Raw genomic sequence first — 26207 nt, 5'->3', positions numbered from 1 at the left:
TAAATGAGTCTCAATATGAAGTTAAAAATAGAGGGAGAAAAGCCCCCTCTAATCATTTTTTGGTTTATATTTTATACCGCATTTTATCGCTCAATTGCGTATAGAGTAAGGACATAATATATTATGTCCCTACAAAGCATTATGTAAGTGAGGATTGATCCCCCTAAATCCCCCTTAAAAAGGGGGACTTTAACGCCAAGTTTCTGTTATTTAGGAGGAAGCGTGATTTTAAAATCAGGGGTAATTTCATCCGCCGCCGCCGCAATTCGTTCTTTGACGTTCTGGGGTAATTCAATAAAACCTAATTGTGCCGCTTGTTTTTGTCCTTCGGTTAGGCCAAATTGAATCATTGCTTCCATTGCGATCGCCAAATTAGGATTGTCGTATTTTTTATATAACAACATCCAACTATAGGTAACAAGGGGATAGGATGCTTCTCCAGGAGGATCGGTAATAAATGCCCGTAAATTAGGGGGTAATTCGACTTGGGAAAGAGTTGCCGAACCCGATTCATTAGAAGGAGCAACAAATTTACCCGCTTTGTTTTCTAAGGATACCATGCTTAAATTACCTTTGGTAGCAAAGCCATATTCCATAAAACCGATTGACCCTTGAGTTTGTCCCACTAAAGCCGCAACTCCTTCATTTCCCCGCCCCCCAATAAATCGTCCTTTCCTCGTTGGCCACTGTACTGCTGTTCCTGTCCCGATCGCTTTTGCCCAAGCGGGACTAATCTCATTTAAATGTTTAGTGAAAACTGCCGTTGTGCCACTTCCATCAGAACGGTGTATTACAGCAATAAGTCGATCAGGGAAAGTCACTCCAGGATTTATCTTGGCAATTTTAGGATCATTCCAATTGGTAATATTGCCTAGGAAAATATCCACATAAACTTCCCTGGATAATTTTAGGTTCTTTACCTCTGGCAAATTGTAGGCGAGAACAATGCTTCCTGCCGTCATCGGTAACATCAAAACGCCTCGCTTGACCCTAGCAATTTGTTCATCTGTCATCGCGATGTCACTTGCGCCAAAATCGATAATATTACTGGTAAAACGTTCTATTCCAGCTCCACTGCCCACAGATTGATAATCAAATTGGAGTTGAGGAACCGCGCGATTTAACAGTACAAACCAGTTTTTATACAAAGTGGCTGGAAAAGATGCCCCTGCACCAACAGGCCGAATGGTGTCCTTAAAAGGAAGGGTAATGCCGACAGTGTTTTCCGTCGCTTTTTGGTTGTCGCCGCCACAACTATTTAAGCCAAGCGCGATCGCCAGGATGAACGCAAAACTGATTGCACGATAGGAATATTTTTTCATGATTTTAATGACTTATCTTACTGGCTGTTTTCAGTTAACCTAACACATCTTAATTTTTGAAATAAGAGCAATAAGTTAGGATCGATCACATTTTGAGTACAATAGCAAAATTAGTGGACTCCTAATTAATTAGAGACCTGACCACGACAGATTTATTATGTATTTGATTGTATTGAGACATGGTTAAATTTTGATTAAATCTTGATTAAAAAAAGTTTGCTTTATCCCCCTTTCAAAATTCATGGACAAGAGACAGAAGACAATACTTAAGACCTTTCGTTGACGAGATCCTTGGGTGAGAAGTCTTCAGAAACAAAGGAAAGACACAAACTCATGCGGAATCAGAATCGACCCTATTTTTATGAACAGTTTCTGAAGGTAATTCTCCGAAGCGTTGGTGATAACTTTGGCTACATCGCCCCAAATGACTAAACTGATATTTGAGCATTAAATCGCTAATTCCTAGTAGGGGTATTCCTTGACTTAATTCCTGATGTAAACTGTCCAGGCGTGCCTGTCGCAGAAATTCAATGGGAGAACAACCACAATATTTAGCAAAAGATCGCTGTAACGATCGCCCACTCACTCCGATCGCTAAAGCAATATCGCCTAAACTAATCGGTTTTTGTAAATTCGCTCTCATAAATTCTTTGGCTAAATAGACTTGGCGATCGCCTAGTATTCCCTCCTTTCTTTGAAGAACCGCAGAATAATTATGGGAATGATATTGCAGTAATCCTGTCAATAAAGTTTGTTCTAATTGTGGTAAAAAAAGAGAATTTTGGGCCGTAGCTTGCCAAGAAAATAAAATAAGTTCCTTGAGACTGTTACCAAAGACAGTAGTTAGATCAACTTCGGGCTGAAAAGAAATTAATGAATTGACCGAATTATTTAATAATTTAGCCATTTCTTGTTGTAATCTTTGACGAGGAATACAGACAGAAATACCTTGACCTTGAGAACTAATCTCACCGACTAAATTTTGTTGAGGAGTAAAAAAATGGACCACTTTTTCAGAAGATAATATTGGTTCCAATTGGTTAATTTTTTCTCTAATAATACCCTCTATAGGCAAATAAAAAACATAGATTTCATCCGGTTGATTTCGAGTTAGTTTTTGCGCTCCCTGCCACTGCAAATAAACCATTGATGACTGATAAAATGAGGCATAATAATAACGAGTTAAAAAATAGGAATGAGGCTCTAAAAATTCACTTTTACAAGGGCCAATTAACTGTGTCAACATCATTTCCGCTTCTTCATAATTATCACTTTCAAGCAGGGGAGTTCGATCTAAAGGAGGCAATAACTCAGTATTCATTGAAGAAAAGAAGAAAGATAGTAAAAAAGCCCGTAAACACTTTATATCGTCTTTTGTCCAAAATACGACAAAACTTAAGTTTCATTGTCGTAAAGAGGATAGCCCCGAACAGACAGCCACTATAGACTAGTTACTATACGGTTGATAGAGCCTTCAACGGTTTTTTCCCTAATCCAATTCGCAACCGTTAGGATGTGTAACATCATGAAAAATTTAATGCCAGGCACGATCACGGCTTTTGTACTGCTTTCCCTAGGCTTGGGTCTCGCTCCTCAAGCCGCCTTTGCCCAAACCATGAACGGATTAATACAAAAAGGGGGACAAAATTGCAAAATGAAAGCGGTGGAGCAATTTAGTGTTCCCATGTCGGACGTAAGCGTTTCCTTGGGAGAAACTTTTAAGGAATCCATTGACAAGGGAGACATTGATTTAAAGGATATCAAAAAAAATGGCTTATCTTTTAATTGGGTGGTCACAAGAGATGGCAAAAAAACGGATGGCTATTGTAATACCGATGGCAAAGGAAATGTTACTGAATTTAAACAGTAAACGGCCCGATTATTTAAGCTAAGAAAATTTTACTGGGAAGAGCATTATCATAAACTCATCCCTTTTTTTATTTAGATTGTGTGAGGAGCAAGTTTATGAAAAATTTAGTAATTAAGACGGTAAAAATATTTCCCCTGATGTTCGGTTGCCTGGGCATGAGCTTATCTGCCGCGATGTTACAGACAGAATTAGCGATCGCCGATGATCTTTCTCCTATTATTTCGGAAACAACGCCGTCAAATCTTACCGCGTCGGAATCAAGTAAACCTGCAAGCAATAGTCTTGATCCCGACCGTCAGCAACTTTTACAACAAATCCAAAAAACTAGACAACCCAAAGGCTTTCAAGTCAGTAACAATGACCTATCTCAAGTTACCAATGTCAACGAATTAAGGGATGTGGAACCCACTGCTTGGGCCTATGAAGCTCTTAAAAGTTTAGTGGAACGCTATGGCTGTATTGTCGGTTATCCTGATCGTACCTTTAGAGGCGTTGCCGAAGGCACACTTCGTGACCGCGCCCTGTCCCGTTGGGAATTTGCGGCGGGGCTAAATGCCTGTATGAATACAATGGAGCGATTACTTCAGGAAAATGTGGCAGTATTACGCGAAGATTTAGATAAATTAAAACGATTAGCCCAAGACTTTGAAGCAGAATTAGCGGCAATGGGAACAAGGGTTGATAACCTGGAAAGTCGGGTTTCCTATCTCGAAGATCATCAATTTTCTACGACGACTAAATTATTTGGCGCGACTACCATGTATGTGGCAGGAGCAACGGGAGCAGAAGCAGCAACGAGTAACATTATTACTGATCAAGGAATTAAAACCCTACGACCGGCGGCCCCATTACAACGTCAAGCAACCTTGCAATATTCTAGTTTATTATCTTTAACTACTAGTTTTAGTGGAACTGATAGTTTATCGGTGGATTTATGGACAAGTAATTTAACGCCCTTTAGTTCTTCGATCGCCGGTTTTACCACGAATGTGACAGGAACCTATATGAGTCGCTTGTCCTTTGATGCCCCGCCCTACAATAATAGTTTAGCGATCGCCGATTTAATTTATAAATTCCGTCCCTTTGAGAATCTTTCCGTTTTTATTGATGCCGTTGGCGGAGAAGTTTCAGGGGAATTATTAACTTCAACTCAACCTTTTGCCATTTTTGCCCCCTATACGGTTTCCATTAGTCGTTTTGGCCGTTTTGACCCCATTTATTATCAAACCTTAGCTCGTCCAGGGGTTGCGGCTAACTATAAATTTAGTGATCAATTATCTTTAGGCGCAGGCTTCTACGGTGATTTTAATAGCGGTGATCCCCAAACAGGCTTTTTTAATGGCGGTAATGCGGCGATCGCTCAGTTGAGCTACTTTCCGACCGATAACCTGGGTATGACCTTGGTTTATGTCCGTTCCTATAATCCTGCGGGGCCAGGGGTTGCGGTATCCGGTCAAACGGGTAGTTTGTATGCCGATCAGCCTTTTGGAACCAATTTTATCCCGCCTGGGGCCTTTGGTAATCCAGGCCCTGCCCCTGCTTCCATCGCCACCTCTGCCGATCACACCACCTTTGGGTTTGGCTGGCGAGCCATGCCGGAATTGGCCTTTACGGGAGATATAGGTTTTGCCTTTGCCCATGCGGAACAACCAAACCCAAGTTTTAACGTCAATCGGGGAGACAGTGCCACCATTTTTGAATGGAATTTTGGTCTGTCCTTAATTGATCTATTTGGGGAAGGAAATATCGGTTCTTTGATGGTCGGAAATCCCTATCGAGTCATTGCCCAAACTAGCCCTGGATTACAGCCAGAAGGTGACACAGCTTGGCATATTGAAGCCGCTTATAAATACAATGTTAACAATAACATTTCGCTGCAACCAGGCTTTTTAGTTGTTATTCATCCCGAAAATAATAATAGCAATGCCCCAATCTGGATTTGGCAATTAAAAACCTCTTATTTCTTTTAGTTGACCAACGGGCGATCGCAATTTGATTTTCTTTTCGTCACTCAATGGGCGAACGCAATTCGCCCCTACTAAAAATTTTGCCCAAATTGATCTTCAAAGCCTCCATTTTTGAATTTCTATTAATTATCAATTATCCACTATCAACTATTAATTATTCACTATGACTCAAAATCTCTCCCCTGACCAACAAAATAACGAACAAAAAAACAATGCTTCTCGCCGTAAATTCTTACAAAATGTCGGATTAGCAGGATTGTCCGCAGGAGCCGCAACGGTAGCTGGTCAAGGGCTTTTAGAAGATGTCAGTGCCGAAACTCCTGGTAAAGAGGGAGTAACTCCTGACGACTCAAGGGCCATGCACGGCGGTTCTCCTATTGCAGACACGACCTTTAAAACGCCTGATGGTGATACAGAAGTCGTACTTCCCCCCTTAAAAGAGCGAGTGCTGGCAATTAAACAATTGCTCATTGAGAAAAAAATTGTCAGTGAAGAAGGAGTGCAAGGCTTTGTTAACTACTATGAAAAAGTGGTTGGCCCTCATTTCGGAGCCGCCGTTGTTGCCCATGCCTGGAAAAATCCCGAATGGAAAGCCAAGTTATTAGCTCCCCCAGAGGAAAAACCTTTTCAAGCAGCCATTTTGATTCGAGATTTCTTCTTTAATACCATTAATCCCGACACAGGAAAACCCTATCTCAGTGATCAAATTACCTTTGGTTTAACCATTGGCCCCGAAGGCGAATATATCCGTATTTTTGCCAACGGAGAACAACAGGAAAATGGCAAAACCATTTTTGTTCATAATCTTGTCACCTGTACGGTCTGTTCCTGTTATCCCCAAGCTCTTTTGGGAACTCAACCCATGTGGTACAAATCTCAACAATATCGCGCCCGTAGCGTCTCTGATCCTTTTGGGGTGTTAGTAGAATTTGCGGAAGATGCCCACAAAGGAAAATCGGATCATTTGAAACAGTTTAAAGATTACACTGCTAAAATTGATGAATTACGGGTTTGGGATTCTAACTCAGAGGTACGTTTTTTTGTGATTCCTGAAATGCCGAAAGCTTGGGCAAATTTAAGTGAAAACGAATTACGGAAACGGGTAACGCGCAATGCCATGTTAGGAGCAGAAATTTTGTATGAATAACGCCTGGTTTGAGGAGGTGCTATCGTTGGAAGATGATTTACTCAGTTTAATGGCACGGATCGGTAAAAAAGCACAAGAAAATGGCTTAACAGAAGAAATTCTTAATGAACTTTTAGCCGATGAATCCTAAGTCGAACTTTTAATCTTTAATGCAGGAGTAACAATTATGGAAGGGCCACATTACAACGCAGGCTGGACGGGCTACGGCAAAATTCCCTTTAAAGATCAACCCGATGATCAAGCCTGGCTAGAAGAATGGGAAGGTCAACTTGGCGCAATCTTTGCTACCCTCAGTACCATTTTTGAAAAAGGATTAAAACCAGGGCAACCTGTTCCTTTTTGGGGCTTGGATGCGGCTCGTTGGGGTCGAGAAACCATGAATCCCCGTGACTATATGAATAGCACTTACGATGCTTTGTGGCTGGAAACGTTATGTCTTTTAATCACCGTATATGGAGATAAATTAGGGGTTTCTTTAACCGAAATGGAAGCTCGAAAAATTACCACTGCTGCTGCTCAAAAACGTGCCAAAACCATTCGTGATCAAGCCTTTAAAGAAGCTGTGCCTGGTGCTGGTCGTCCCGATGCAAAAGGGTTATATCAATCTGAACAATATGATCCCGCTAAGGTCGGTTCCATTAGTGCAATTGGAGCTAAAACTAAATTTAAAGTCGGCGATCTCGTGCAATGTATTAATCAATTATCCACAGGCCATACGCGGGAATATCCCTACTTTCGTGGCAAGGTGGGAACGGTGGTTGCTTACTACGGTTTAGCAGAAGAAAAACGTAATGATAAAGGGCAAATTGAATTTCAAGGGGTATATTACGGCCCCTATCCTGATATTGCTTGTCGTGGTTTACAAAAGTTTTATACACCTCTTTATAGTGTGCGGTTTGAAGGGAAAGATATTTGGGGTGAAGACTTTGTAGATAAACGTACGGTTGTCTATGCGGATGTGTTTGAACCCTATATTAAATTAGCTTAATTGTTAATAATATAAGTGATTGGGCGTAAGCCTTACGCCCCTACAGAATTAACCAATCAAGTTCTTTTTTAAAATTATGACTACTTTCGATCCCATTCTGGAAGATTTAACCCAAGAACCGATTCCCCCTTTACTTAAAGATGATGGCCAACCCATTTTTAAAGATTCCTGGGAAGCCGAAGCCTTTGCGATCGGGAATTTACTGATTAAACAAGGCTTTTTAAGTTGCTCTGAATGGGTAGAAATTTTTAGTCAGGAAATTAAAAATGCCCAGGCAAAGGGCGATCGCGATCGCGGCGATACTTACTATAGTCACTGGTTAAATGCCCTAGAAAGATTATGTATGGAACGGGGGTTAACGGATTGGGAAACCTATCAAAAACAATTAGAACTCTGGCATCAAGCAGTTTTAAATACGCCTCACGGTGTTCCTTTAGCGATCGAAAATGCCTATCGAGAAAGGGAAGATGATCACAATCATTCCCATCACCACGATCATACTCACGGACACCATCATCATCACCACGAGTCAGAATCCTTACCTGAAAATATGCTCACTCCCATAGCTGTTTTTAAACTTAAAAAAGGGAAATTGGATTAAAACGATTTGTAATTAGTCACTGCAATAAAGAGGGAAATTATTGAGAATGAGAAGCAAATAAAAAAAGTAAAGAATAATGAAGAAAGGAAAGGCGGTTAAAAAGACAGGTTAGAATAGGGAGACTATGAAAAAACTAGACCCAATTCCAGACTTAAACCAAGAAGAAGTGAAAATGCCATGGCAAAAAGAAGTGGCAAAAGATTGGTATGAAGATTATCAGAAAGAAAAAGAAGAGAACGAAAAGCTGAGAAAAGAATTGGTAGAGTTAAAGAAAGAGATAGAAAAGTTGAAAGAAAAGCTGAAAAAGCTTAACCAAAGAACGAGTGAAAATAGCTCTCAGCCCCCAAGCAGTGACGGTTACAAAAAGAAAGTCGCCAAAACCTTCGGTCAAAAAGGAAAAAAAAGAGGTCCAAAGTACGACCATGTGGGTAAAACCAGAAACGGGTTTGGTCGGGTAGATGAAATAGTAGATTTAAGGATGGAAAAATGCCCAAAATGTGGTGCGTCAGTGGAAAAGCAAAAGGAGACTATCATCAAAAAAAATCTACCTGTAAATAATTCGTTGATAGCTTTTCCTGTCAAAAGGGATGATAAGACTTCCGTGATAACATCAGACATAATCAACGAAAAATTTACAGCAAGTTATATTTTGGTCTATGATTTATAATTCTAGCTTTATGACACAAGAATTTAAATCAAAACGTCTCTCTTGTCCAAACTGTTCTTCAACTCAGATTCTGAAAAAGGATTATAACGAGCTATTAGGGTTGACAGACTATGTCTTCACTACTTAGCTAACACTAACGACAAATTGACTGGCAATCAAATTCCCTATTTATCCCATGCAATGGTTTTTCTCTAAAGTTAGCACGCTTCTGGTTGTTTACTATGCCCAAATGCTCGAATATCGGGCAGAAATTCTTTTCTGGATATTATCCGGCTCTTTACCGATTATTTTAATGGGAGTATGGATACAGGCAGCCAATAGCGGTAACTTTAATTTAAGTAGTACTGAGTTTGCTCGCTATTTTTTTGCTGTTTTTATCGTCAGACAATTTACTAATATTTGGGTGATTTGGGAATTTGAAAAAGAAGTACTTCAAGGTATTTTATCTTTTAAACTCCTACAACCCCTTGATCCAGTTTGGCATTATGTGGGCCGTCACCTAGCGGAAAAAGTAACCCGCTTCCCCTTAATTATTATTTTAACCGTCCTTTTCTTCAATCTCTATCCCCAAGCTTTTTGGATTCCCAGCCTCGGACAAATGTTCTTAGGGATTTTGGGAATTATGCTGTCCTTTAGTTTATATTTCCTGATTCAATATACCTTTGCCATGTTTGCTTTTTGGACAGAACGGGCCAGTGCGATTCAAGATCTTTGGTTTTTGTTTTATATTTTTTTGTCAGGTATGATTGCTCCCCTAGAAACCTTTCCACCTGCGGTTAAAGAATGGGTACTATTAACGCCTTTTCCCTATGGTGTTTACTTCCCCGCCGCAGTGCTCGTCGGTTTACCCATTAATCTTGGTAAGAGTCTATTGGTGGTAGGAGGATGGCTCTTGATTGTGTTTGTGATTAATCGTTGGCTATGGCATAAAGGCTTAAAACAATATTCTGGGATGGGAGCCTGAAAGATGATTTTTAGTCAAATACTTCAGCTTCCTTAAAAAAACAACCGGCTTGATCCTTTGCCGATAAAATAGGCTCTTCTCGTAATTGCCAATCAATCCCTAAATCAGGATCGTTCCAACGAATAGTGCGATCATATTGGGGTGCATAGTAATTAGTGGTTTTATAGAGAAATTCAGCCTGATCGGATAAAACGACAAAACCATGAGCAAAACCTTCGGGAACCCAAAACTGTCGTTTATTTTCCCCACTTAATAGGCAACTTTCCCATTGGCCAAAGGTGGGAGAACTGCGGCGAATATCCACTGCAATATCTAGCACTTCTCCAGCAATAACCCGAACCAGCTTCCCTTGAGGCTTTTGGATCTGATAATGTAAGCCACGCAAAACATTTTTTAAGGACAACGAATGATTGTCTTGAACAAAGTGGGGAGAGATACCTGTTTTTTCAGCAAAAACTCTTTCACTGTAACTCTCAAAAAAGAGACCACGCTCATCGCCAAAAATACGAGGTTCAATAATAAAAACATCAGGAATTTTTGTAGAAATAATATTCATGATTGATTGAGCATTAACTAAAAACCAAAAGATTATCAAGTTCTTCTGCACCTAATCCTTTACGAACCAGTTGTGGTTCATCGTTGGTTAGATCTAAAATGCTGGAAACCTGATAGCCCGTATCCTGATCATCATCAATAATAATATCAACTAACTTCTCAAAAATATCAAATAACTCCGCTTTCTCTAATTTACTTAGTTCGTCTTGTTCCGGCAGATGGGCTGAGGTTGAAATGATCGGATTACCCAAATTCTCTAAAATGGCCTGACAAATGGGATTATCTGGTACACGGATGCCGGTGGTTTTCCGTTTAGGACTCATCACCAGCTTGGGAACCAATTTGGTAGCTGGCAGTAAAAAAGTATAGGGGCCGGGAATTAACCGTCGCATAAGACGATAGGCTTGATCCTGGACGATCGCGTATTCAGAAATATTGGAGAGGGAAGAACAAAGGAAGGTCAAGGGTTTATCATTAGATAACTGCTTCAATTGTCGTACCTTGGCGATCGCGGTCTTGTTATTCAAGTCACAGCCAATGGCATAGACCGTATCAGTGGGATAAAGCATGACAGCCCCGCGCTGTAGGGCCTCACAAATGCTGCTGACACTACGGGATTGGGGGGTTTGATGATGGAGAGAATAAAAAGTCACCATAATATGACTAGCATAGCTTATTTTGATTGCCCCACTGGCATTTCTGGGGATATGTGCCTCGGTGCCTTAGTTCATGCCGGTGTACCATTATCCTATCTGAAAGAACAATTGCAGAAATTAGGACTGGGGGATGAATATCATCTTTGGTCTGAAACAGTACAACGTCAAGGGCAAGCGGCAACCCAGGTTCATGTTGATTTGCGGCAGGAGCCTGAGAAATCTGAACACCACCACCATCACCACCATGCCGAACATCGTCACTTACCTGACATTATCCATTTAATTCAAGCGGCTCATATTCCCCAACGGGCCAAGCAGTGGAGTTTGCAGATTTTTGAACAGTTGGCGATCGCTGAGGGCAAAGTGCATGGTATTGCGCCAGAAAAAGTACATTTTCATGAAGTGGGAGCCGTAGATGCGATCGTTGATATTGTGGGAACTTGTTTGGGTTTGGATTATTTAAACCTCGACAAAATTTATAGCTCGGCTTTACCCACCGGAGGGGGAACGGTTTGGGCGGCTCATGGTCGTTTACCGGTTCCGGTTCCAGCCGTTTTAAAACTGTGGGAAACCCGGCCCGTTCCAATCTATAGCAATGGTATTGAGCAAGAGCTAGTCACACCAACCGGAGCAGCCATTTTAGTGACGTTGGCCGAATCTTTTGGCCCAGTTCCTCCTATGCAGTTAAAAACCATGGGATTGGGAGCCGGTAGCAAAGATTTTTCAACGGCTAATATTTTACGACTTTGGTTAGGGGAATCGGAGACAATTTTTCCAGAGAATCTAGAAGCATCCTTAGGCAAACAGGAAACGATTGCGGTGTTGGAAACTCAATGTGATGATCTCAATCCCCAGGCGATCGGTTATTTGTTTAGCAGATTATTTGAATTGGGGGCCTTGGATGTTTTTACAACAGCGATCGCGATGAAAAAATCTCGTCCTGGCGTTTTATTAACGGTCATTTGCCATCCCGACAAAGTAATTCCCTGCCAAAATCTAATTTTTCGAGAAACTACAACATTAGGCATTCGTCTCTCTCAACAAACGCGCTCGATTCTAAACCGACAATTTCACTCTATTCAGACTCCCTACGGTGTCGTTTCCCTCAAAGTCGCCTACGATCAGGTTGGCAATCTTCTCAATATTCAACCCGAATTTGAAGATTGTGCTCAATTAGCCCGTCAACATCATCAGCCCTGGCAAACGATCCATCAGGCGGCGATCGCGGTTTGGTATAATCAAAATTAGCAATGCTATTTTAAACTTTGGATAGCAATCAGGGCAATTTTGAAATCAGTTTTGAACAACTTTGGACAGAAAAGTATGGCAAACAGGCTTTTGGCAGTAGGTCTATTTGGCAATCTAACAGTGCTTCGGCAAGAATTGTGTGGGGATGAAGGTTTTTAAAATCAGGTCAAGGAATACAGTAAAAACCCCACCAGTGCGCCGCTTTTAACGGGTTTAATTGTGGCGGTTGTAAGTTCTGCTGGCCTGCCGACTGATCCCGCGATCGCGACTGTGATTGTGTTGTATATTCTCAAAGTTGGCATCAATATTTTTTGTGAATATATTAAACCTGATTCTGTGTAATGGTCAGGAATTATCCGTGTCACGCTCAGGACATAACAGTGTTATGTCCCTACAATAAAAATTGCTGACTTTGGTTTACTGATCGGGTCTATCTTCGGTAAATTGATCCAAGGCTTCTACCATTCCTTCTGAATAGGGTTCCAAAATTGTAGAGCAAACATGAAGATCGGCGATCGCCTGGGAAAATTCTTCTGAATCAGGATCGGTATTTTTAATAATTTTGATAGCATCGAGAGCTTTTTCTAACTGGGGTTGATATTCATCCAGAAAGATTTCTAATCGGTCAAAGGGTTTTTTGTAGATTGTAGTCATTGACTTAATCTCCTTTCTAACTTTGCAATATTTTGGCGACAATTTGCCACCGTTTTTTCCCAATGGGCAATTAAACCTTGATCCTGGCTTTCAATTGGCTTCAATTTTTCTTTTGCCAGTTTCTCTAGATGTTCTTCTAAAGCTTGATGCTGTCCTGCCAGTTTTTTGCGACTTTCTTTATTTTTACCCATTCTCACTAATCCGACAAAACGTTAGAATAACTGAAATGTTGGCGATTTCAATATTGATAACACAAAACCATGCCGATCATCACTATCCGCGAAGAACAGCCCACTGAAGCGGGGTTTACTGCGACTCTGAGTTTTGACCATCGGGTAAATTTTCCGATCGCCATTCATGATCCTCTAGCGGCGGTGGATGAACAACGTTGGGAATGGTACTTTGAGGAGTGGTTACGGTTTCCGATGTTGGATACGGTCAAGGCCAATCAGGTTTCTGAAAGTATTAAAAATTACGGTGAAGCCTTATTTGAGCAGGTTTTTGGTAATCGCAAAGCTTATACAGAATATGAGAAATTACGGGGAAATTTAGGGACGTTACGCATTGAGATCGAAAGCCTTAATCCAGCCTTTCAGGCCCTTCATTGGGAAGCCTTACGCGATCCAGATTTGCCGAAACCCTTGGCAGTGGAAGCGGTGATGATTCGCAAAAGTTCTCAACCGACAGCGATCGCGGCAGAAGTGGCAGTTTCTCCGACGATTAATTTATTGTTGGTAACGGCGCGGCCTTCCCGTAATGATGTGGCCTATCGCACCATTTCTCGTCCTTTGTTAGAGGCTTTGGAACAGGGAAACTTACGGGTCAAGGTGGATTTGTTGCGGCCTGCGACCTTTGAAGCGTTATCGAAACATTTAGAGGCAAAAGGAGCGGGTTATTATCACCTCATTCATTTTGACGCGCATGGGGCTTTGTTGAGCTATGAGCAGTTTAATCGGTCAGAGTCAGGGGCAGAAAATCGGCTGGTTTTTAAGCAACGCTACGGACGCAAGGCCATTTCTCCCTATGCAGGGGTTAAAGCGTTTTTAGCGATGGAAGGGGAGGAAGAAGATCAGGCGGATTTAGTGGAAGCGACGGAATTGGCCAATTTGTTGACGGGTAAGCGCATTCCTGTTTGTATTCTCAATGCTTGTCAGTCGGGTAAGCAGTTGGGCAGTCAGGCAGAGCAAGCAGAGGATTATCGGGAAACGAGTTTGGGGAGTCGTTTGATGGCGGCGGGGATGCAGATGGTGGTGGCGATGGGCTACAGCGTCACGGTGACGGCGGCGGCGATGTTGATCCGTGATCTCTATCAGGCGTTGTTTGGTGGTGAAACCATAGAAAAAGCGATTCGCTTAGGACGATTGGAATTGTTTAATGTCAAGGAACGGCGGGCCTATTTTAATCAGTCTATTAAGTTAGAAGATTGGCTTTTGCCAGTAGTTTATAGCAATCAGCCAGTGAATTTTAATTTGCGAGACTTTAAGGATCAAAAAGAAGAAGAAGATTATTTTGAGTCGTTAGCAAGGGAATTTCGATTTAATCCGCCTGAATATAGTTTTGTGGGACGGGATTTGGATATTCTTCGCATTGAGAAGGGGTTATATCGTCACAATGTCTTGTTATTGCAGGGGATGGGCGGTACGGGTAAAACGACGTTGCTGAATTTTTTGCGGGAATGGTGGCAGAAAACCCATTTTGCGGATCATATTTTCTATTTTGGCTATGATGAGCGGGCTTGGACGTTGGATCAAATTTTGTTTGCGATTGGATCACAGGTTTATGACCGTTTTGAGATGGGTCGTTTTCAGGCGATGAATGGTTTGGCCCAGATGCAAAAGTTGGTGACCTGGTTGCGTTCTGCCAATGGTGTTTTGATTTTGGATAATTTGGAGTCGGTGACGGGGGAACCTCTGGCGATTCCCAATACGTTAAATGCTACGGAGCAGGAAAAGTTACGGGATTTTCTGTCGCGCTTGGTGGGCGGTAAGTCGCGGGTTTTGTTGGGGTCGCGCAGTGATGAGGGTTGGCTAGGTCTGGTGATTCGGGGTAATGTTTATGGTTTGCGGGGTTTAGATCCAGAGGCGCGGACGGATTTGGCGAAAGAGATTTTGGCGCGTCATGCGAGGAGTCGGGCGGAGGATTTGTTGAAAGATGCTGATTTTGGGCGTTTGTTAAAGGTGTTAGCGGGTTATCCCTTGGCGATGGAGGTGGTGTTGCCGAATTTGTCGCGTCAGTCGCCTGGGGAGGTGTTGACGGCATTGCAAGCGGCGGATGTGGATTTGGATACGGGCAGTGAGGATCGCACCAGGAGTATTTTGAAATGTGTGGAGTATTCCCACAGTAATTTGTCCCAGGAGGCGCAACGGTTGTTGTTGTGTTTGGCTCCTTTTAGTGGGTTTATTGTTCGGTTTGGAATTGCGGGTTATGCTGAAGAATTACGGAAATTAGAGCCGTTTCAGGCTTACGATTTTTCGTTGTTTGATGAGGCCATTCAAGAAGCGATTCATTGGGGTTTACTGGAACCAATGGACGAAGAACAGGAATTATTAACGATTCAACCTGTTTTTCCCTATTTTTTGAAGACAAAACTCAACGCATTAGATAAAGCAACTCGTGAGGCTCTGCAAGCGGGTTTTAAGAATTATTATCAAGGTTTAGCAGATATCTATAATCAGTTAATGGAATCGAAGGAGCCACAGGAACGACAGTTAGGAATTTTCTTTTGTCGGTTGGAGTATGAAAATCTTTATCAGGCGTTGCAAATTTGTTTGGCCAATCAAGAAAGTATTGATGTTTTCTTTTGTTTGTATAAATATTTTGAGTTGATTAATGATGTTCAAAGTAAAAATGTTTCTGCTCAATCAGTATGTAATAGTCTTGAAAACTATTCTCAAGAATTTAAACAAGGAGAATTAGGTTATCAAATTGGCTTTGCTTTACATCGTCTCGCTACAAGTTATCAAGACCTAACGCAATATGAACAGGCCAAGCACTATTTTGAGATAACTTTAGAATCCTATCAAGTTCTAAGCAAAACAGAAGAACGAGATAAGAAAATATGGAGTGCTAGTACCTATCACCAGTTGGGCATGGTTGCTGAGCATTTGAGAGAGTATGAAGAAGCGAGAAAAAACTATCAACAGGCTCTCGCTATCAAAGTTGAATTCGGCGGTCTGGGTTTACCCAGTAGCGAAGCGTTTCGCTATGAGCAAGCAGGAACCTATCACCAGTTGGGCAATGTTGAATATTTCTTGAGAGAGTATGAAGAAGCGAGAAAAAACTATCAACAGGCTCTCGCTATCAAAGTTGAATTCGGCGATCGCTATAACCAAGCAGGAACCTATGGCCAGTTGGGAACTGTAGCGTTGGAATTGAGAGAGTATGAAGAAGCAAGAAAAAACTATCAACAGGCTCTCGCTATCTTTGTTGAATTCGGCGATCGCCATTCCCAAGCAAGAACCTATCACAATTTGGGTGCTATTGCTCAGGAATTGAGAGAGTATGAAGAAGCGAGAAAAAACTATCAACAGGCTCTCGCTATCAAAGTTGAATTCGGCGATCGCTATAACCAAGCAGGAACCTATGGCCAGTTGGGAACTGTAGCGTTGGAATTGAGAGAGTATGAAGAAGCAAGAAAAAACTATCAACAGGCTCTCGCTATCTTTGTTGAATTCGGCGATCGCTATAACCAAGCAATGACCTATCACCAGTTGGGCAGGGTTGCCCAGGAATTGAGAGAGTATGCAGAAGCGAGAAAAAACTATCAACAGGCGATCGCTATCTTTGTTGAATTCGGCGATCGCTATAACCAAGCAATGACCTATCACCAGTTGGGCAGGGTTGCTGAAGAATTAGAGGAGTTTCCAGAAGCAAAAACAAACTTCCTGCAAGCCTTATCTATTTTGGCTGAATTTAACGATCAATATAACCTAGAAACCTTTTCTATTCCAGCCTTAATTCGCCTTTATCAAACTACCCAAGACCCCAGCATTTTAGAAGCTCTAGCCCAACTTTTCGGCATAACCGTTGACGAAGTTTTGGAGGCTTTGGGGACGGGGTGAGGGGGAGATTGGGGAGGATGGGGAGGATGGGGAGGATGGGGGTGATGAGGAGGATTGGGAGGATCATAACTTTTTAAGGAGAATTAAAATGAATTGGGAAACTTATATCCACTGGGTGCGACCTTTAGTTGATAAAAGCTGTTGTAATCAGGGTTCTACAGGGAACCCATATTGATCAAGTTTTGCCCAAAATTGACTCCATCGTTCCTTGGTCAATACCAAAGCTCGTAGGCTCAAAATAATTCCTGCTCCTTTTTCCTTCCATCGCATCCCTGAACAACATAATCGTTGTTTGACCAACGTCTTACAAGCTGCTTCCGTAACACCTGAACCAATCGGATACTTTTTCTCTAAGTATTCAGCATAATCCATTTGATGCTGATGATTCTCGTAATAAGTAATCGCCGCTTGTAGTTTCTCGGTAAGATTCTTAGAATGACTTTTTTCTTCTTTGACTTCTTTCATCAGATTTAGCAGTTCTCCTGCTTTTCCTTTTTCATGCTTGAGTTCTCGACAATTTTCAGTCAACCATTCTTTTTGTTTTGACACTGTATTCGGATGCAACGCTTCTGCCAAGGCACCTAAGTAACCAGAGGCATGATAGAAATCTAATATCTGTTCTTCCGTTTGCTTTTCTAAAAACTTCCAATTTGATTCTGCCCCGTCTGCTATCCCGACCAATGTTGCCTCTGGATAACGTTTTTTCGCTCGCTCAATTTCTCTTTCTAATCTTTCTAGAAAACTCTTTTTTCCATACTCTGGTGCCGCACCTAGATAGATTGTATGTTGACGTTCTCCCTCACTATCGTATAGGGAAACGGTTCCCACCATTGCTTCACGGTAGCCATCCTCACACATCAGCATACAGGTTCCATCTAATCCTATTCCCACTGTTGCAATTTGGCTATCCTCCTTGGGCGGGGCATAACTCCACGCTTCTTCTTTTGCCTGTACCACACTTCCTACTGCTTCACTCAATCTTTGGATATAGGATAGCGCTACTTTTCTACCATGATTTTCTAATAAATCATTTTTCACCTCTTTGCCTGCCATCCCTGACATTTTTGAGGATACCTGTTTTGCCAATAATGGCGTTGATGTTATGATTATCCTTGCTTCTCTTTCTAAGGGGCAATACGTTTTTCCTCAAAGGTGAACGCTGATATACATGACGATTCACTATAACCTCACCATAAGGTGTTTGATATTCTTTCGGTTGCTCTCCCTTACTCTTCCAGATTTCTTCACCGATTTTTAAGGGTGAACCATCTGTATCTAAATATTTCAAGGCTTCTTTGCTGGCGATGCAACCTACTTCGTTTAAGCCTTTTTGAATATTTATTTCTGTATCCAACATTGAACGACTTAGTTCTAATGTTAGTTCTATTTTTATCTTTGAACCCTCTACATTAATTAGTTTTGCTGTCATCATTGTTTCCTCTTTGTCACTTTTCATCTCATGTTAACACTTTTCTTTTCCTTCATCAACTAAAAGTCGCACCCTATCCACTCTGAACAGTAGCGAAAATACCTAATGCAATTACGAGGCTTTTTGATGCAATTTAGCAGAGTATAATAAAATCAGGTGTTTAGCCGTCCAAAACCATGACACAAAAAACCGTTCCAGAAACTAAAATCAACCTTGTCAAGCGATCGCCCGATCCCAACACAGCACTAAGCCAAAACTGGATCAAAGCAAATCGCAAACAATATCAAGGTCGCTGGGTCGCATTACAAGGCGATCGTCTCCTCGCCGATGCAAGCTCATCCGCAGAGCTACTAAAGCGCATCGATCTTAAAGATGGCAAAGTAAAATTTATAACCGCAATTTATTAATGGGATTACTGCAATTTAAAGACGGTTAAAATGAATTGGGAAAGTTATATTCACTCCGATCCAAATATATTAGTCGGCAAACCTATCATTAAAGGAACCCGACTTTCCGTTTTAATTTAAGGTAGAGGCTTGGTCTCCAAGTCTTACACTCTATGGATTTGGAAACCAAACCCCTACAAAATATTAATGATGTTTCACAGAACGGATTTGGTATTATATCGTTCCCCAAAAAGGGAAAATATAATTATGAAACTATTAGATGTTGTTGCCCTCTTAGAAAATATTCCCCATTGCCAACTTTATCGCGGTCAAGTTGGAACCATTGTCGAAGTTTATGAACCCGATGTTTTTGAAGTCGAATTTAGTGACCTCAATGGACGCGCCTATGCCCTAGAGACCTTAAATCAAAATCAGTTAATGGTTTTATATCACCATCCGATTGAGCAAAAAGAATTAGCCTTTTCCTGAACTTAAAAAACCAAACTATCGTCCCTAAGTCCCCTAAATAAGGAGCCATCAATAATGAATTGGGAAACTTATATTCACTCTGATCCAAACATATTAGTCGGTAAACCCGTCATTAAAGGAACCCGACTTTCCGTAGAATTTATCTTAGGATTATTCGCCGTCGGTTGGACAGAACAACAAATTTTAGAAAACTATCCTACCCTCACTCCTGATTCCCTAAAAGCTATTTTTGCATTTGCCAGCGAATCCATACGAGATCTGACTTTATATCCACTACCCATCTCTCGTGAGGCCAGTTAATGCAGTTTTTAGCAAATGAGAATTTTCCTTTATTAAGTGTTAGAAAATTGCGTCATATTGGTTTAGATATTACTTCTATTATGGAAGACTCTCCTGGAATACCAGATATTGAAGTCCTTGCCAGAGCCGTTCGAGAAAATAGAATTATTCTGACCTTTGATCGAGATTATGGAGAATTAATTTTTCGGCGATTATTACCAAAACCTATGGGAGTTATTTACTTCCGTTATCAACCGCTTACTCCCGAAGAACCCTATCAGCATCTCAAACGTTTACTTAACGAGCAAGATTTGACTTTGATAGGAATGTTCACCGTCTTAGACAGAAATAAATTACGACAGCGAACATTGCAGTAGCGAAAATTCCTATGCAATTACGAGGTGTTTTGATGCAATTTAGCAGAGTATAATAAATTCAGGTGTTTAGCCGTCCAAAAATATGACACAAAAAACCTTTCCAGAACCTAAAATCAACCTTGTCAAGCGATCGCCCCTTCGTTAGAATCTCTTAAGGTGAGGTTCTGAGCCACTTTAATATCTGAGGATTTTTGTCATAACGGTAATTAAAACCATCTTTGGCTGTAATCGGATTTCCTCGACTAGCTTTGCTACGAATGCTAGAGAGCGATAAGTCTGTTAACAGTTTCATTTCCTGATGAGAAAGTCCTTCAAGAGGATGGACTATTTCTTGATCTTCCGACTTATTATTGATAGTAATATCGGACTTGATCGAATTGCTATTAGGAGCATTAGTAAACATCTCTTGCGCTTTTTTAAGGCGATAGTCCTGAACGCTTAAGAGTTGCCAACTAGAATCGGCAGAGAGTTCTAAAACCCATTGATGGTAATTGAATAAACTTTCTCGGTGGCCCACACTAATAAAAGTTGTATTGCGAGTTTTTAATTGCTCATATAAAATACCCTCGTTGGTTAGATCTAAAGCACTGGTCGCCTCATCTAAAATGGTAAAACTGGGAGGATTAACTAATAGTCGGGCAAAGGCTAGGCGTTGTTGTTCACCTAGCGAAAGAATATTTTCCCAGGGTTTTTCAGAGTCAAAATCATCCACCCGATTGAGCACATTTTGTAAATTGACCTGTTGTAATACTTCTTGAAGTTCGGTATTGGTCATCTCACGATTGGTTAGAGGATACAGCAATTGTTCACGTAAGGTTCCCAAAATAATGTAGGGACGTTGGGGTAAAAAGAGAATTTCTTCCAAGGGAGGCCGCACTAAACGTCCAGTACCAGCATTCCATAAACCAGCGATCGCCCTTAATAAAGAACTTTTGCCCCGACCACTGGGACCAATAATTAGTAAGCCTTCACCCTTTTGAACCGTAAGAGATAAATCCTCAACAATGACCTGTTCATAGTTAGGGGTTTCTAAGGTAACGTGTTCAAAGGCAAAATGATCTTCTTCTATCGTTTTAATTGTGTTGGCATTATCGGCTTGTTTAGTGACAGTTTCTAGAGCATTTGAGAATTCATTTAAACGTTCTACATAACTCGAAAATCGTCCCGAAGTCCCAAATTCTGTGATCAGTTCTCCGAGGGCTGATGCAAACATAAAACTAGCTAACGAAGCTTGCTCGACTTGCCCATAATCAATTTCACCTTTGATATATAAAGGCCCGAGCACTAAGAAGGGAAAAAATTGAATGACGGAACGATAACCCCGACTAAAAATTTCGTTGCCCTTTTCCCAATTAATTTTGTTTTTCGTATCATTTACGACTTCTTTAAAGCGTCTCTGAATAATATTTAGTTCTTCTTTTTCTCCTCGAAAAAAAGCGATAGATTCTGCATGAGTCCGAACGTGAGTTAAGGCATAATTATAATCCGCTTTTGATTCCAGTTGCGCCTGATTGATCTTACTTAATTCTTGATTTAGATAGGCAGCAATAAAATTACCAATAATAGTATAAAAAAGTAAAGGAATGGCAATCTGTCGGGAAATTGACCAAACCACCGCTAAAAAAGTTAGCATTTCCAGGCTTTTTTCTAGGAAAGTAGCGGAGAGACTAATGGCGTTAGTGGCGATCGGTTCAATTTCCTGGGCTAGACGTTGATCGGGGTTATCAATGTCAGATTGAAAATTGATTTTATAATAGGCACGATTACTAAAATATTTCTCTAAAATCTGAGTGTTTAGCCATTGATACCAGTCTAGGGCAATTTTCTTACGAATGTCTTTTGTAAATCCTGCCAACAGTGTTACACAAATCAAGCCGATCGCATACACAATTAATGTACTAGCAAACTGAGACGCATCTTTCTCTTGAATAATGACATCAATTAAACGACGATTCACAAAACTATTAAAAGCTGTTACACCAACCAATCCCACAATTAAAAAGATGAGCAGTGATAGCATTCCCCAGGAACGAATAACCTCAGAAAAACTTCTTTTATTCGAGACAGTCGGATACCAATAGGGTTGGGCGATCGCCTTTACATCTCTTAAAAACTGGTTAAAAGAAGCAAGTGCATTAGGACTAGAAGCTGCTTGAGTTGTCATGTTTGTTCTGTTACAGGATTCTATGGATTATTTTAAAGGATAATCAGGTATTTTCAGAAAATTTTAAGTTACAGCAATTTGGGGTTAAATACCTTACGGGGTAAGGACATAATATATTATGTCCCTACGGAGATTTGTCGGTTATCACAGCGCAACTTGCTGTAAGTAGCTATTCAATTTTTCAGCAAGGATTGGATTTTTAATCAAACTGTAGTGATCTCCACTAATCCATTGAGATTCTAAGTCATTAATTACCTCATGCCAACCAGGATTTTTAAGAGAACTTTCCTCTGCACCGAAGAAAATGGTTTTGCCTGGGTAAGTTTTAGGGGAATAGTTGAACAGAGCTTGTCGGTTGGTCTGAAAAACTACAGACCAATTTTTAATTTGATCCTCTCCGAGTTCTGGCGGTAAAAAATTCGTCTGTTTACTCCAAGTTAGAAAATGAGCTAGTAATTCGTCGGGTGTAAGGTGAGAGAGTTCATCTTCAGAGAAAGGAATTGGCTGATTAAACATTCCCGTTAAATCCCTGACAAAAGAATAGACAATATTTAGATTTTCATTAATCTCTTCTAGCCGTGACTCAGAGTAATTTTCTTCAGTATTAACTGAATTAAGCAAAATAGGAGAATAGCTATCTATTAAGCTTAATAAAGCCACTGTTTGACCTTGTGACGATAATTGTTGTGCCATTTCAAAGGCTATCACGCCTCCCATTGACCATCCTCCTAGATAATAGGGGCCAGAGGCTTGAATAGTTTGTATTTCTTTAACATAAACCGTCGCCATTTCTTCAATCGAGCTTAGAGGTTTTTCGGTTTCCTGTAGTCCTAATGCTTGCAATCCATAGAAAGGCCGTTCCGTTCCTAAATAATGAGCTAAGTTTGCATAACAAAGCACATTACCGCCAATGGGATGAACGGCAAAAAATGGTGCTTTATTTCCTTGAGATTGAATAGGGATCAAGGGTGAATAGGTTAGCTGAGTCGTTTCCTGAGTTAGTAATTGGGCTAGACTGGCGATCGTTCCATTTTGAAAAAGACTGGTTAAAGGTAACTTTTTGCTTAACTTTTGTTCAATGCAACTGATTAGACGAACCGCTAATAAAGAATGACCTCCCAATTCAAAAAAGTTTTCCTCAACACTAAGATCATTAATGCCTAAAACCTCTGACCAGATTTGAGTTAATTGCAATTCCACTAAGTTACGGGGGGCAATTTTTTGAATATTTTTTCTGGCTTGATCATTCGGCGCAGGCAAGGAACGGCGATCGCATTTTCCATTAGGAGTTAACGGTAAACTATCTAAAATAACAAAGGTATTAGGAACGAGATAGGCAGGTAATTGATTAGCCAAGAATTGACGGAGTTCACCAATAGTTGCCTGGGAATTGGGAGCAAGAACTACATAGGCAACTAAGCGTTTGTCACCTGGAGTATCTTCCCGCACAATCACCGCAGTGGATTGAACCTCAGAACATTGACTAAGAACGGCTTCAATTTCCCCTAATTCAATGCGAAAACCCCGAAATTTTACTTGATTATCAATGCGTCCTAAATATTCAATATTGCCATCATTGAGAAAACGAGCTAAATCTCCCGTTTTATAGAGTTTTGATGATAGTTTTTCAGCCTTATCAAAGTTTTCTCCAAATTTATCTCCCCCATTATCAAGGGGGGTTAGGGGGGGATCAAACAGATTGGGAATAAACCTTTCAGCAGTTAACTCAGGTCTGTTTAAATAACCCCTCGCAACTCCTATTCCGCCAATGTATAACTCTCCTGGTACTCCGATAGGAACGGGCTGTAAATGGGAATCTAAAATATAAATCTGGACATTACTGATAGGCTTACCAATAGTCACCTTTAAATCATCTTGATAACATTGTCCAATCGAGGCACAAACACTCGCTTCCGTTGGCCCATAGGCATTAAAAAAGTTTCTACCAACTGACCATTGTTTAATCAAATCCAGAGAACAAGCCTCACCCGCCACAATTAACGTTTGTAAGTTTGGTAACGGTTCCTTCGGTAAAACCGCTAAGGCCGAAGGCGGTAAAGTAACATGGGTAATTTCATCCTTTTCTAACCGTTCAACTAAAGGTTGACCTGGTAACAAAGCATCTTTTGGAGCAAGATAAAGCGTCGCTCCAGAGCCAAAGGTCATCAAAATTTCTGAAATACAAGCATCAAAACTAAAGGAAGCAAATTGTAGGACACGACTGTTATTCTGGACTGCAAAAGATTGAATTTGAGCGATCGCTAAATTAACCAAGCCGCGATGTTCAACCATTACTCCTTTAGGCTTACCTGTAGAACCAGAGGTGTAAATAACATTAGCTAAATTAGAGACATGTAATCCGTTTTGAAGATTATCTTGAGAATATTGAGAAACCTGAGATTGAATGTCATCTAAACAAATAAGAGTAGCCTGAGAGGAAGGCAATTTTTCTAATAAAGAAGGTTGCGTAATCAAAAAACGAACTTGACTGTCTTCTAACATAAACTGAAGACGTTCAGTGGGATAGTCTGGATCAAGAGGAAGATAAGCTCCTCCCGCCTTGAGAATGGCTAATAAGCCGACGATCATTTCTAAAGAACGTTCTACCGAAATACCAACTAAAACTTCTGGCCCAACTCCTAAAGCTTGTAAATAATGGGCTAAATGATTGGCTCGACAATTTAACTCAGTGTATGTTAACTGTTGGTTTTCAAATACGACCGCCACAGCATCGGGAGTCCGTTCAACTTGCGCTTCAAATAATTGATGAATGCACTGAGCTTGAGGATAATCAATCTTAGTATTATGCCAAGATGCTAATAATTGATGAAGTTCTTTGTCCGTTAAGAAAGAAAATTCTTCAACTCTGGTTTTTGGATTAAGTATGATCGCTTGAAGTAGGTTTTGAAAATGTTCTCCCATTCTTACAATCGTCGAAGTATCAAATAAATCTCTACTATAAGCCCAGTCCATTGCCAAGCCTTCTGAAGTTTCCCAGCAGTTTACTTCTAGATCAAATTTGACGATTTCTTCTACTAATAATGGTAAGCTTTCAATACTTAAGCCAGACAGATTCCAGGTATCTTGGGGTGTATTTTGGAGAGCAAACATTATCTGTACCAGGGGATTTCTGCTTAAATCACGGTCTGGTTGCAACTTTTCTACCAACATCTCAAAGGGGAGGTCTTGGTGAACATAACCTGCTAAAGTAGTTTGTTTAACTTGCTCTAATAACTCTAAAAAATTAGGGTTTTCAGATAAATTAATTCTTAGGGCTAAAGTATTAGCAAAAAAACCAATTAAGGGTTCGATCGCCGCTTGATTACGATTAGCAATCGGTGAACCGATCAGTAGATCGGATTGATGACTGTAACGAGATAGCAAGACTCCAAAAGCAGCTAACAAAGTCATAAAGAGAGTCGCCCCACGTTCTTGACCTAACTGTTTGAGACCTTGAGTGGTATTTTGATCCAGTTGAAAATGTTCAACTCCCCCCCGAAAGCTTTGCATCGCAGGACGAGACCGATCCGTTGGCAAAGTGAGAATATGAGGGACTGTTGCTAACTGTTCTTGCCAATAATTAAGTTGTTTATCTAAGACCTCACCTGAGAGATATTGACGTTGCCAAACCGCAAAATCTGCATACTGAATAGACAACGCGGCCAGAGGATTTGCTAAGTTTTTTAGGAAGGCTTCGTATAGAGCCGATAACTCTCGAATTAAAATACCAAAAGACCAGCCGTCATAGATAATATGGTGCATTTTCAACAACAGTACCGACTTCTGGAGACTCAATTGTAATAACTTAAACTGTATGAGTGGCCCTACCGCTAAATCAAAAGTTTGTCCTGCTTCCCATTCTGCTACTTGTTGAATTTTGGCCGATTGTTCATTGGGGGATAAATCTTGATAATTCTCAATTATTAAACGAAAAGAACCAGGAGGACTAATCGCCTGAATAGGTTCTCCTGAAACAGTGGGAAATGTTGTCCTAAAAATTTCATGGCGGTTAATTAATTCTCCCAAACTCTGCTCTAACACCGTTAGATTGAGATGCTCCTGGATTTGCAATATTTCCAGGGTATTGTAGGAACGACTATCAGGGGAAAGATGGTGTAAAAACCATAGACGCTGTTGAGCAAAAGAGAGGGGTAAATGGCCGTCCCTAGCGACAGGTTGAATCGGTAACTGATAGGCTGTTTTGGACTGTTTAGCCTGTTGTAAAAATTGTAGTAATTCAGGCTTGCGATCGCCAATTTCTTGACGGAGGGTAGCAGTTAAAATACCTTCAGGAGCCTGACAGCGTAGGCGGTTTTCATTCTCTTCTAAAGTAATACCTAAACTGCTCAGATGACAGACAAATTCAACAATCGTTTTCGTCAT

At 40.8% G+C, this 26207-nt stretch carries 22 protein-coding genes and 1 pseudogene; 14 read left to right on the top strand and 9 right to left on the bottom strand.

Features of this window, described 5'->3' with window-relative positions; all coding sequences use genetic code 11:
- Positions 1-206: 206 nt before the first annotated feature.
- Both pstS and KA717_39955 read right to left on the bottom strand, forming a co-directional pair.
- Positions 207-1322, bottom strand: a complete 1116-nt coding sequence (gene pstS, locus KA717_39960; GenBank protein UXE61435.1) for a phosphate ABC transporter substrate-binding protein PstS — start codon at positions 1320-1322, stop codon at positions 207-209.
- A 331-nt stretch (positions 1323-1653) separates the two neighbouring features.
- The gene (locus tag KA717_39955) at positions 1654-2628 is read right to left on the bottom strand and encodes a helix-turn-helix transcriptional regulator (GenBank protein ID UXE61434.1); all 975 of its coding nucleotides are present in this window, start codon (positions 2626-2628) and stop codon (positions 1654-1656) included.
- A 219-nt stretch (positions 2629-2847) separates the two neighbouring features.
- On the opposite strand from KA717_39955, the gene KA717_39950 reads away from it, so the two are divergent.
- From KA717_39950 to KA717_39915, 8 genes are all read left to right on the top strand, one after another.
- The gene (locus KA717_39950) at positions 2848-3192 is read left to right on the top strand and encodes a hypothetical protein (GenBank protein ID UXE61433.1); all 345 of its coding nucleotides are present in this window, start codon (positions 2848-2850) and stop codon (positions 3190-3192) included.
- A 95-nt stretch (positions 3193-3287) separates the two neighbouring features.
- Positions 3288-5162, top strand: a complete 1875-nt coding sequence (locus KA717_39945) for an iron uptake porin (protein ID UXE61432.1) — start codon at positions 3288-3290, stop codon at positions 5160-5162.
- A 160-nt stretch (positions 5163-5322) separates the two neighbouring features.
- Positions 5323-6306 carry a nitrile hydratase subunit alpha gene (locus KA717_39940; protein UXE61431.1) on the top strand — a complete coding sequence of 328 codons (984 nt, stop codon included), beginning with the start codon at positions 5323-5325 and terminating at the stop codon, positions 6304-6306.
- Positions 6299-6436 carry a hypothetical protein gene (locus tag KA717_39935; GenBank protein UXE61430.1) on the top strand — a complete coding sequence of 46 codons (138 nt, stop codon included), beginning with the start codon at positions 6299-6301 and terminating at the stop codon, positions 6434-6436. The genes KA717_39940 and KA717_39935 overlap by 8 nt, the downstream gene beginning before the upstream one ends.
- A gap of 36 nt (positions 6437-6472) precedes the next feature.
- The gene (locus tag KA717_39930) at positions 6473-7294 is read left to right on the top strand and encodes a nitrile hydratase subunit beta (GenBank protein UXE61429.1); all 822 of its coding nucleotides are present in this window, start codon (positions 6473-6475) and stop codon (positions 7292-7294) included.
- A gap of 76 nt (positions 7295-7370) precedes the next feature.
- On the top strand, positions 7371-7895 hold the full coding sequence (locus KA717_39925; protein ID UXE61428.1) for a nitrile hydratase accessory protein: 525 nt from the start codon (positions 7371-7373) through the stop codon (positions 7893-7895).
- Between the two features lie 124 nt (positions 7896-8019).
- Positions 8020-8562 carry a DUF6444 domain-containing protein gene (locus KA717_39920; protein UXE61427.1) on the top strand — a complete coding sequence of 181 codons (543 nt, stop codon included), beginning with the start codon at positions 8020-8022 and terminating at the stop codon, positions 8560-8562.
- 175 nt (positions 8563-8737) lie between these two features.
- Positions 8738-9526 (top strand): ABC-2 family transporter protein, encoded by a 789-nt coding sequence (locus KA717_39915; protein ID UXE61426.1) that lies wholly within the window; start codon positions 8738-8740, stop codon positions 9524-9526.
- Positions 9527-9536: 10 nt separating this feature from the next.
- Here the strand turns inward: KA717_39915 and rfbC are convergent, their stop codons facing one another.
- Both rfbC and KA717_39905 read right to left on the bottom strand, forming a co-directional pair.
- Positions 9537-10082 (bottom strand): dTDP-4-dehydrorhamnose 3,5-epimerase, encoded by a 546-nt coding sequence (rfbC, locus tag KA717_39910; protein UXE61425.1) that lies wholly within the window; start codon positions 10080-10082, stop codon positions 9537-9539.
- Between the two features lie 13 nt (positions 10083-10095).
- Positions 10096-10737 (bottom strand): threonylcarbamoyl-AMP synthase, encoded by a 642-nt coding sequence (locus KA717_39905; protein ID UXE61424.1) that lies wholly within the window; start codon positions 10735-10737, stop codon positions 10096-10098.
- A 3-nt stretch (positions 10738-10740) separates the two neighbouring features.
- Here KA717_39905 and larC point away from each other — a divergent pair, with 3 nt between their 5' ends.
- Positions 10741-11985 (top strand): nickel pincer cofactor biosynthesis protein LarC, encoded by a 1245-nt coding sequence (gene larC, locus KA717_39900; protein ID UXE61423.1) that lies wholly within the window; start codon positions 10741-10743, stop codon positions 11983-11985.
- A gap of 417 nt (positions 11986-12402) precedes the next feature.
- Here larC and KA717_39895 read toward each other — a convergent pair whose 3' ends face one another.
- The gene (locus KA717_39895) at positions 12403-12639 is read right to left on the bottom strand and encodes a hypothetical protein (protein UXE61422.1); all 237 of its coding nucleotides are present in this window, start codon (positions 12637-12639) and stop codon (positions 12403-12405) included.
- Complete coding sequence (locus KA717_39890) at positions 12636-12836, bottom strand: hypothetical protein (GenBank protein ID UXE61421.1); 201 nt, start codon at positions 12834-12836, stop codon at positions 12636-12638. Before KA717_39890 ends, KA717_39895 begins: the two co-directional genes overlap by 4 nt.
- Before the next feature lie 63 nt (positions 12837-12899).
- On the opposite strand from KA717_39890, the gene KA717_39885 reads away from it, so the two are divergent.
- Complete coding sequence (locus tag KA717_39885) at positions 12900-16700, top strand: tetratricopeptide repeat protein (GenBank protein UXE61420.1); 3801 nt, start codon at positions 12900-12902, stop codon at positions 16698-16700.
- A 147-nt stretch (positions 16701-16847) separates the two neighbouring features.
- On the opposite strand, the pseudogene KA717_39880 reads toward KA717_39885, so the two are convergent.
- Positions 16848-18129 (bottom strand): annotated as a pseudogene (locus tag KA717_39880) (ISKra4 family transposase).
- Positions 18130-18305: 176 nt separating this feature from the next.
- Between KA717_39880 and KA717_39875 the strand changes: the two are divergent.
- The 4 genes from KA717_39875 (at position 18306) to KA717_39860 (ending at position 19660) form a co-directional block, all read left to right on the top strand.
- Positions 18306-18536 carry a hypothetical protein gene (locus tag KA717_39875; protein UXE61419.1) on the top strand — a complete coding sequence of 77 codons (231 nt, stop codon included), beginning with the start codon at positions 18306-18308 and terminating at the stop codon, positions 18534-18536.
- Between the two features lie 246 nt (positions 18537-18782).
- The gene (locus KA717_39870) at positions 18783-19004 is read left to right on the top strand and encodes a DUF4926 domain-containing protein (GenBank protein ID UXE61418.1); all 222 of its coding nucleotides are present in this window, start codon (positions 18783-18785) and stop codon (positions 19002-19004) included.
- 54 nt (positions 19005-19058) lie between these two features.
- Positions 19059-19304 carry a DUF433 domain-containing protein gene (locus KA717_39865; GenBank protein ID UXE61417.1) on the top strand — a complete coding sequence of 82 codons (246 nt, stop codon included), beginning with the start codon at positions 19059-19061 and terminating at the stop codon, positions 19302-19304.
- Positions 19304-19660 carry a DUF5615 family PIN-like protein gene (locus KA717_39860; protein UXE61416.1) on the top strand — a complete coding sequence of 119 codons (357 nt, stop codon included), beginning with the start codon at positions 19304-19306 and terminating at the stop codon, positions 19658-19660. The genes KA717_39865 and KA717_39860 overlap by 1 nt, the downstream gene beginning before the upstream one ends.
- A 151-nt stretch (positions 19661-19811) precedes the next feature.
- On the opposite strand, the gene KA717_39855 is transcribed toward KA717_39860, so the two are convergent.
- Together KA717_39855 and KA717_39850 are read right to left on the bottom strand one after the other, a co-directional pair.
- Complete coding sequence (locus tag KA717_39855; GenBank protein ID UXE61415.1) at positions 19812-21824, bottom strand: ATP-binding cassette domain-containing protein; 2013 nt, start codon at positions 21822-21824, stop codon at positions 19812-19814.
- 144 nt (positions 21825-21968) lie between these two features.
- Entirely contained in the window at positions 21969-26207 is a 4239-nt protein-coding gene (locus KA717_39850; protein UXE61414.1) for an amino acid adenylation domain-containing protein, read from the bottom strand.

It is taken from the genome of Woronichinia naegeliana WA131 (genome assembly GCA_025370055.1).
Lineage (GTDB): Bacteria > Cyanobacteriota > Cyanobacteriia > Cyanobacteriales > Microcystaceae > Woronichinia > Woronichinia naegeliana.
The sequence above is the reverse complement of the archived record's forward strand: the minus strand, read 5'-3'. Positions and strand labels throughout refer to the sequence as shown.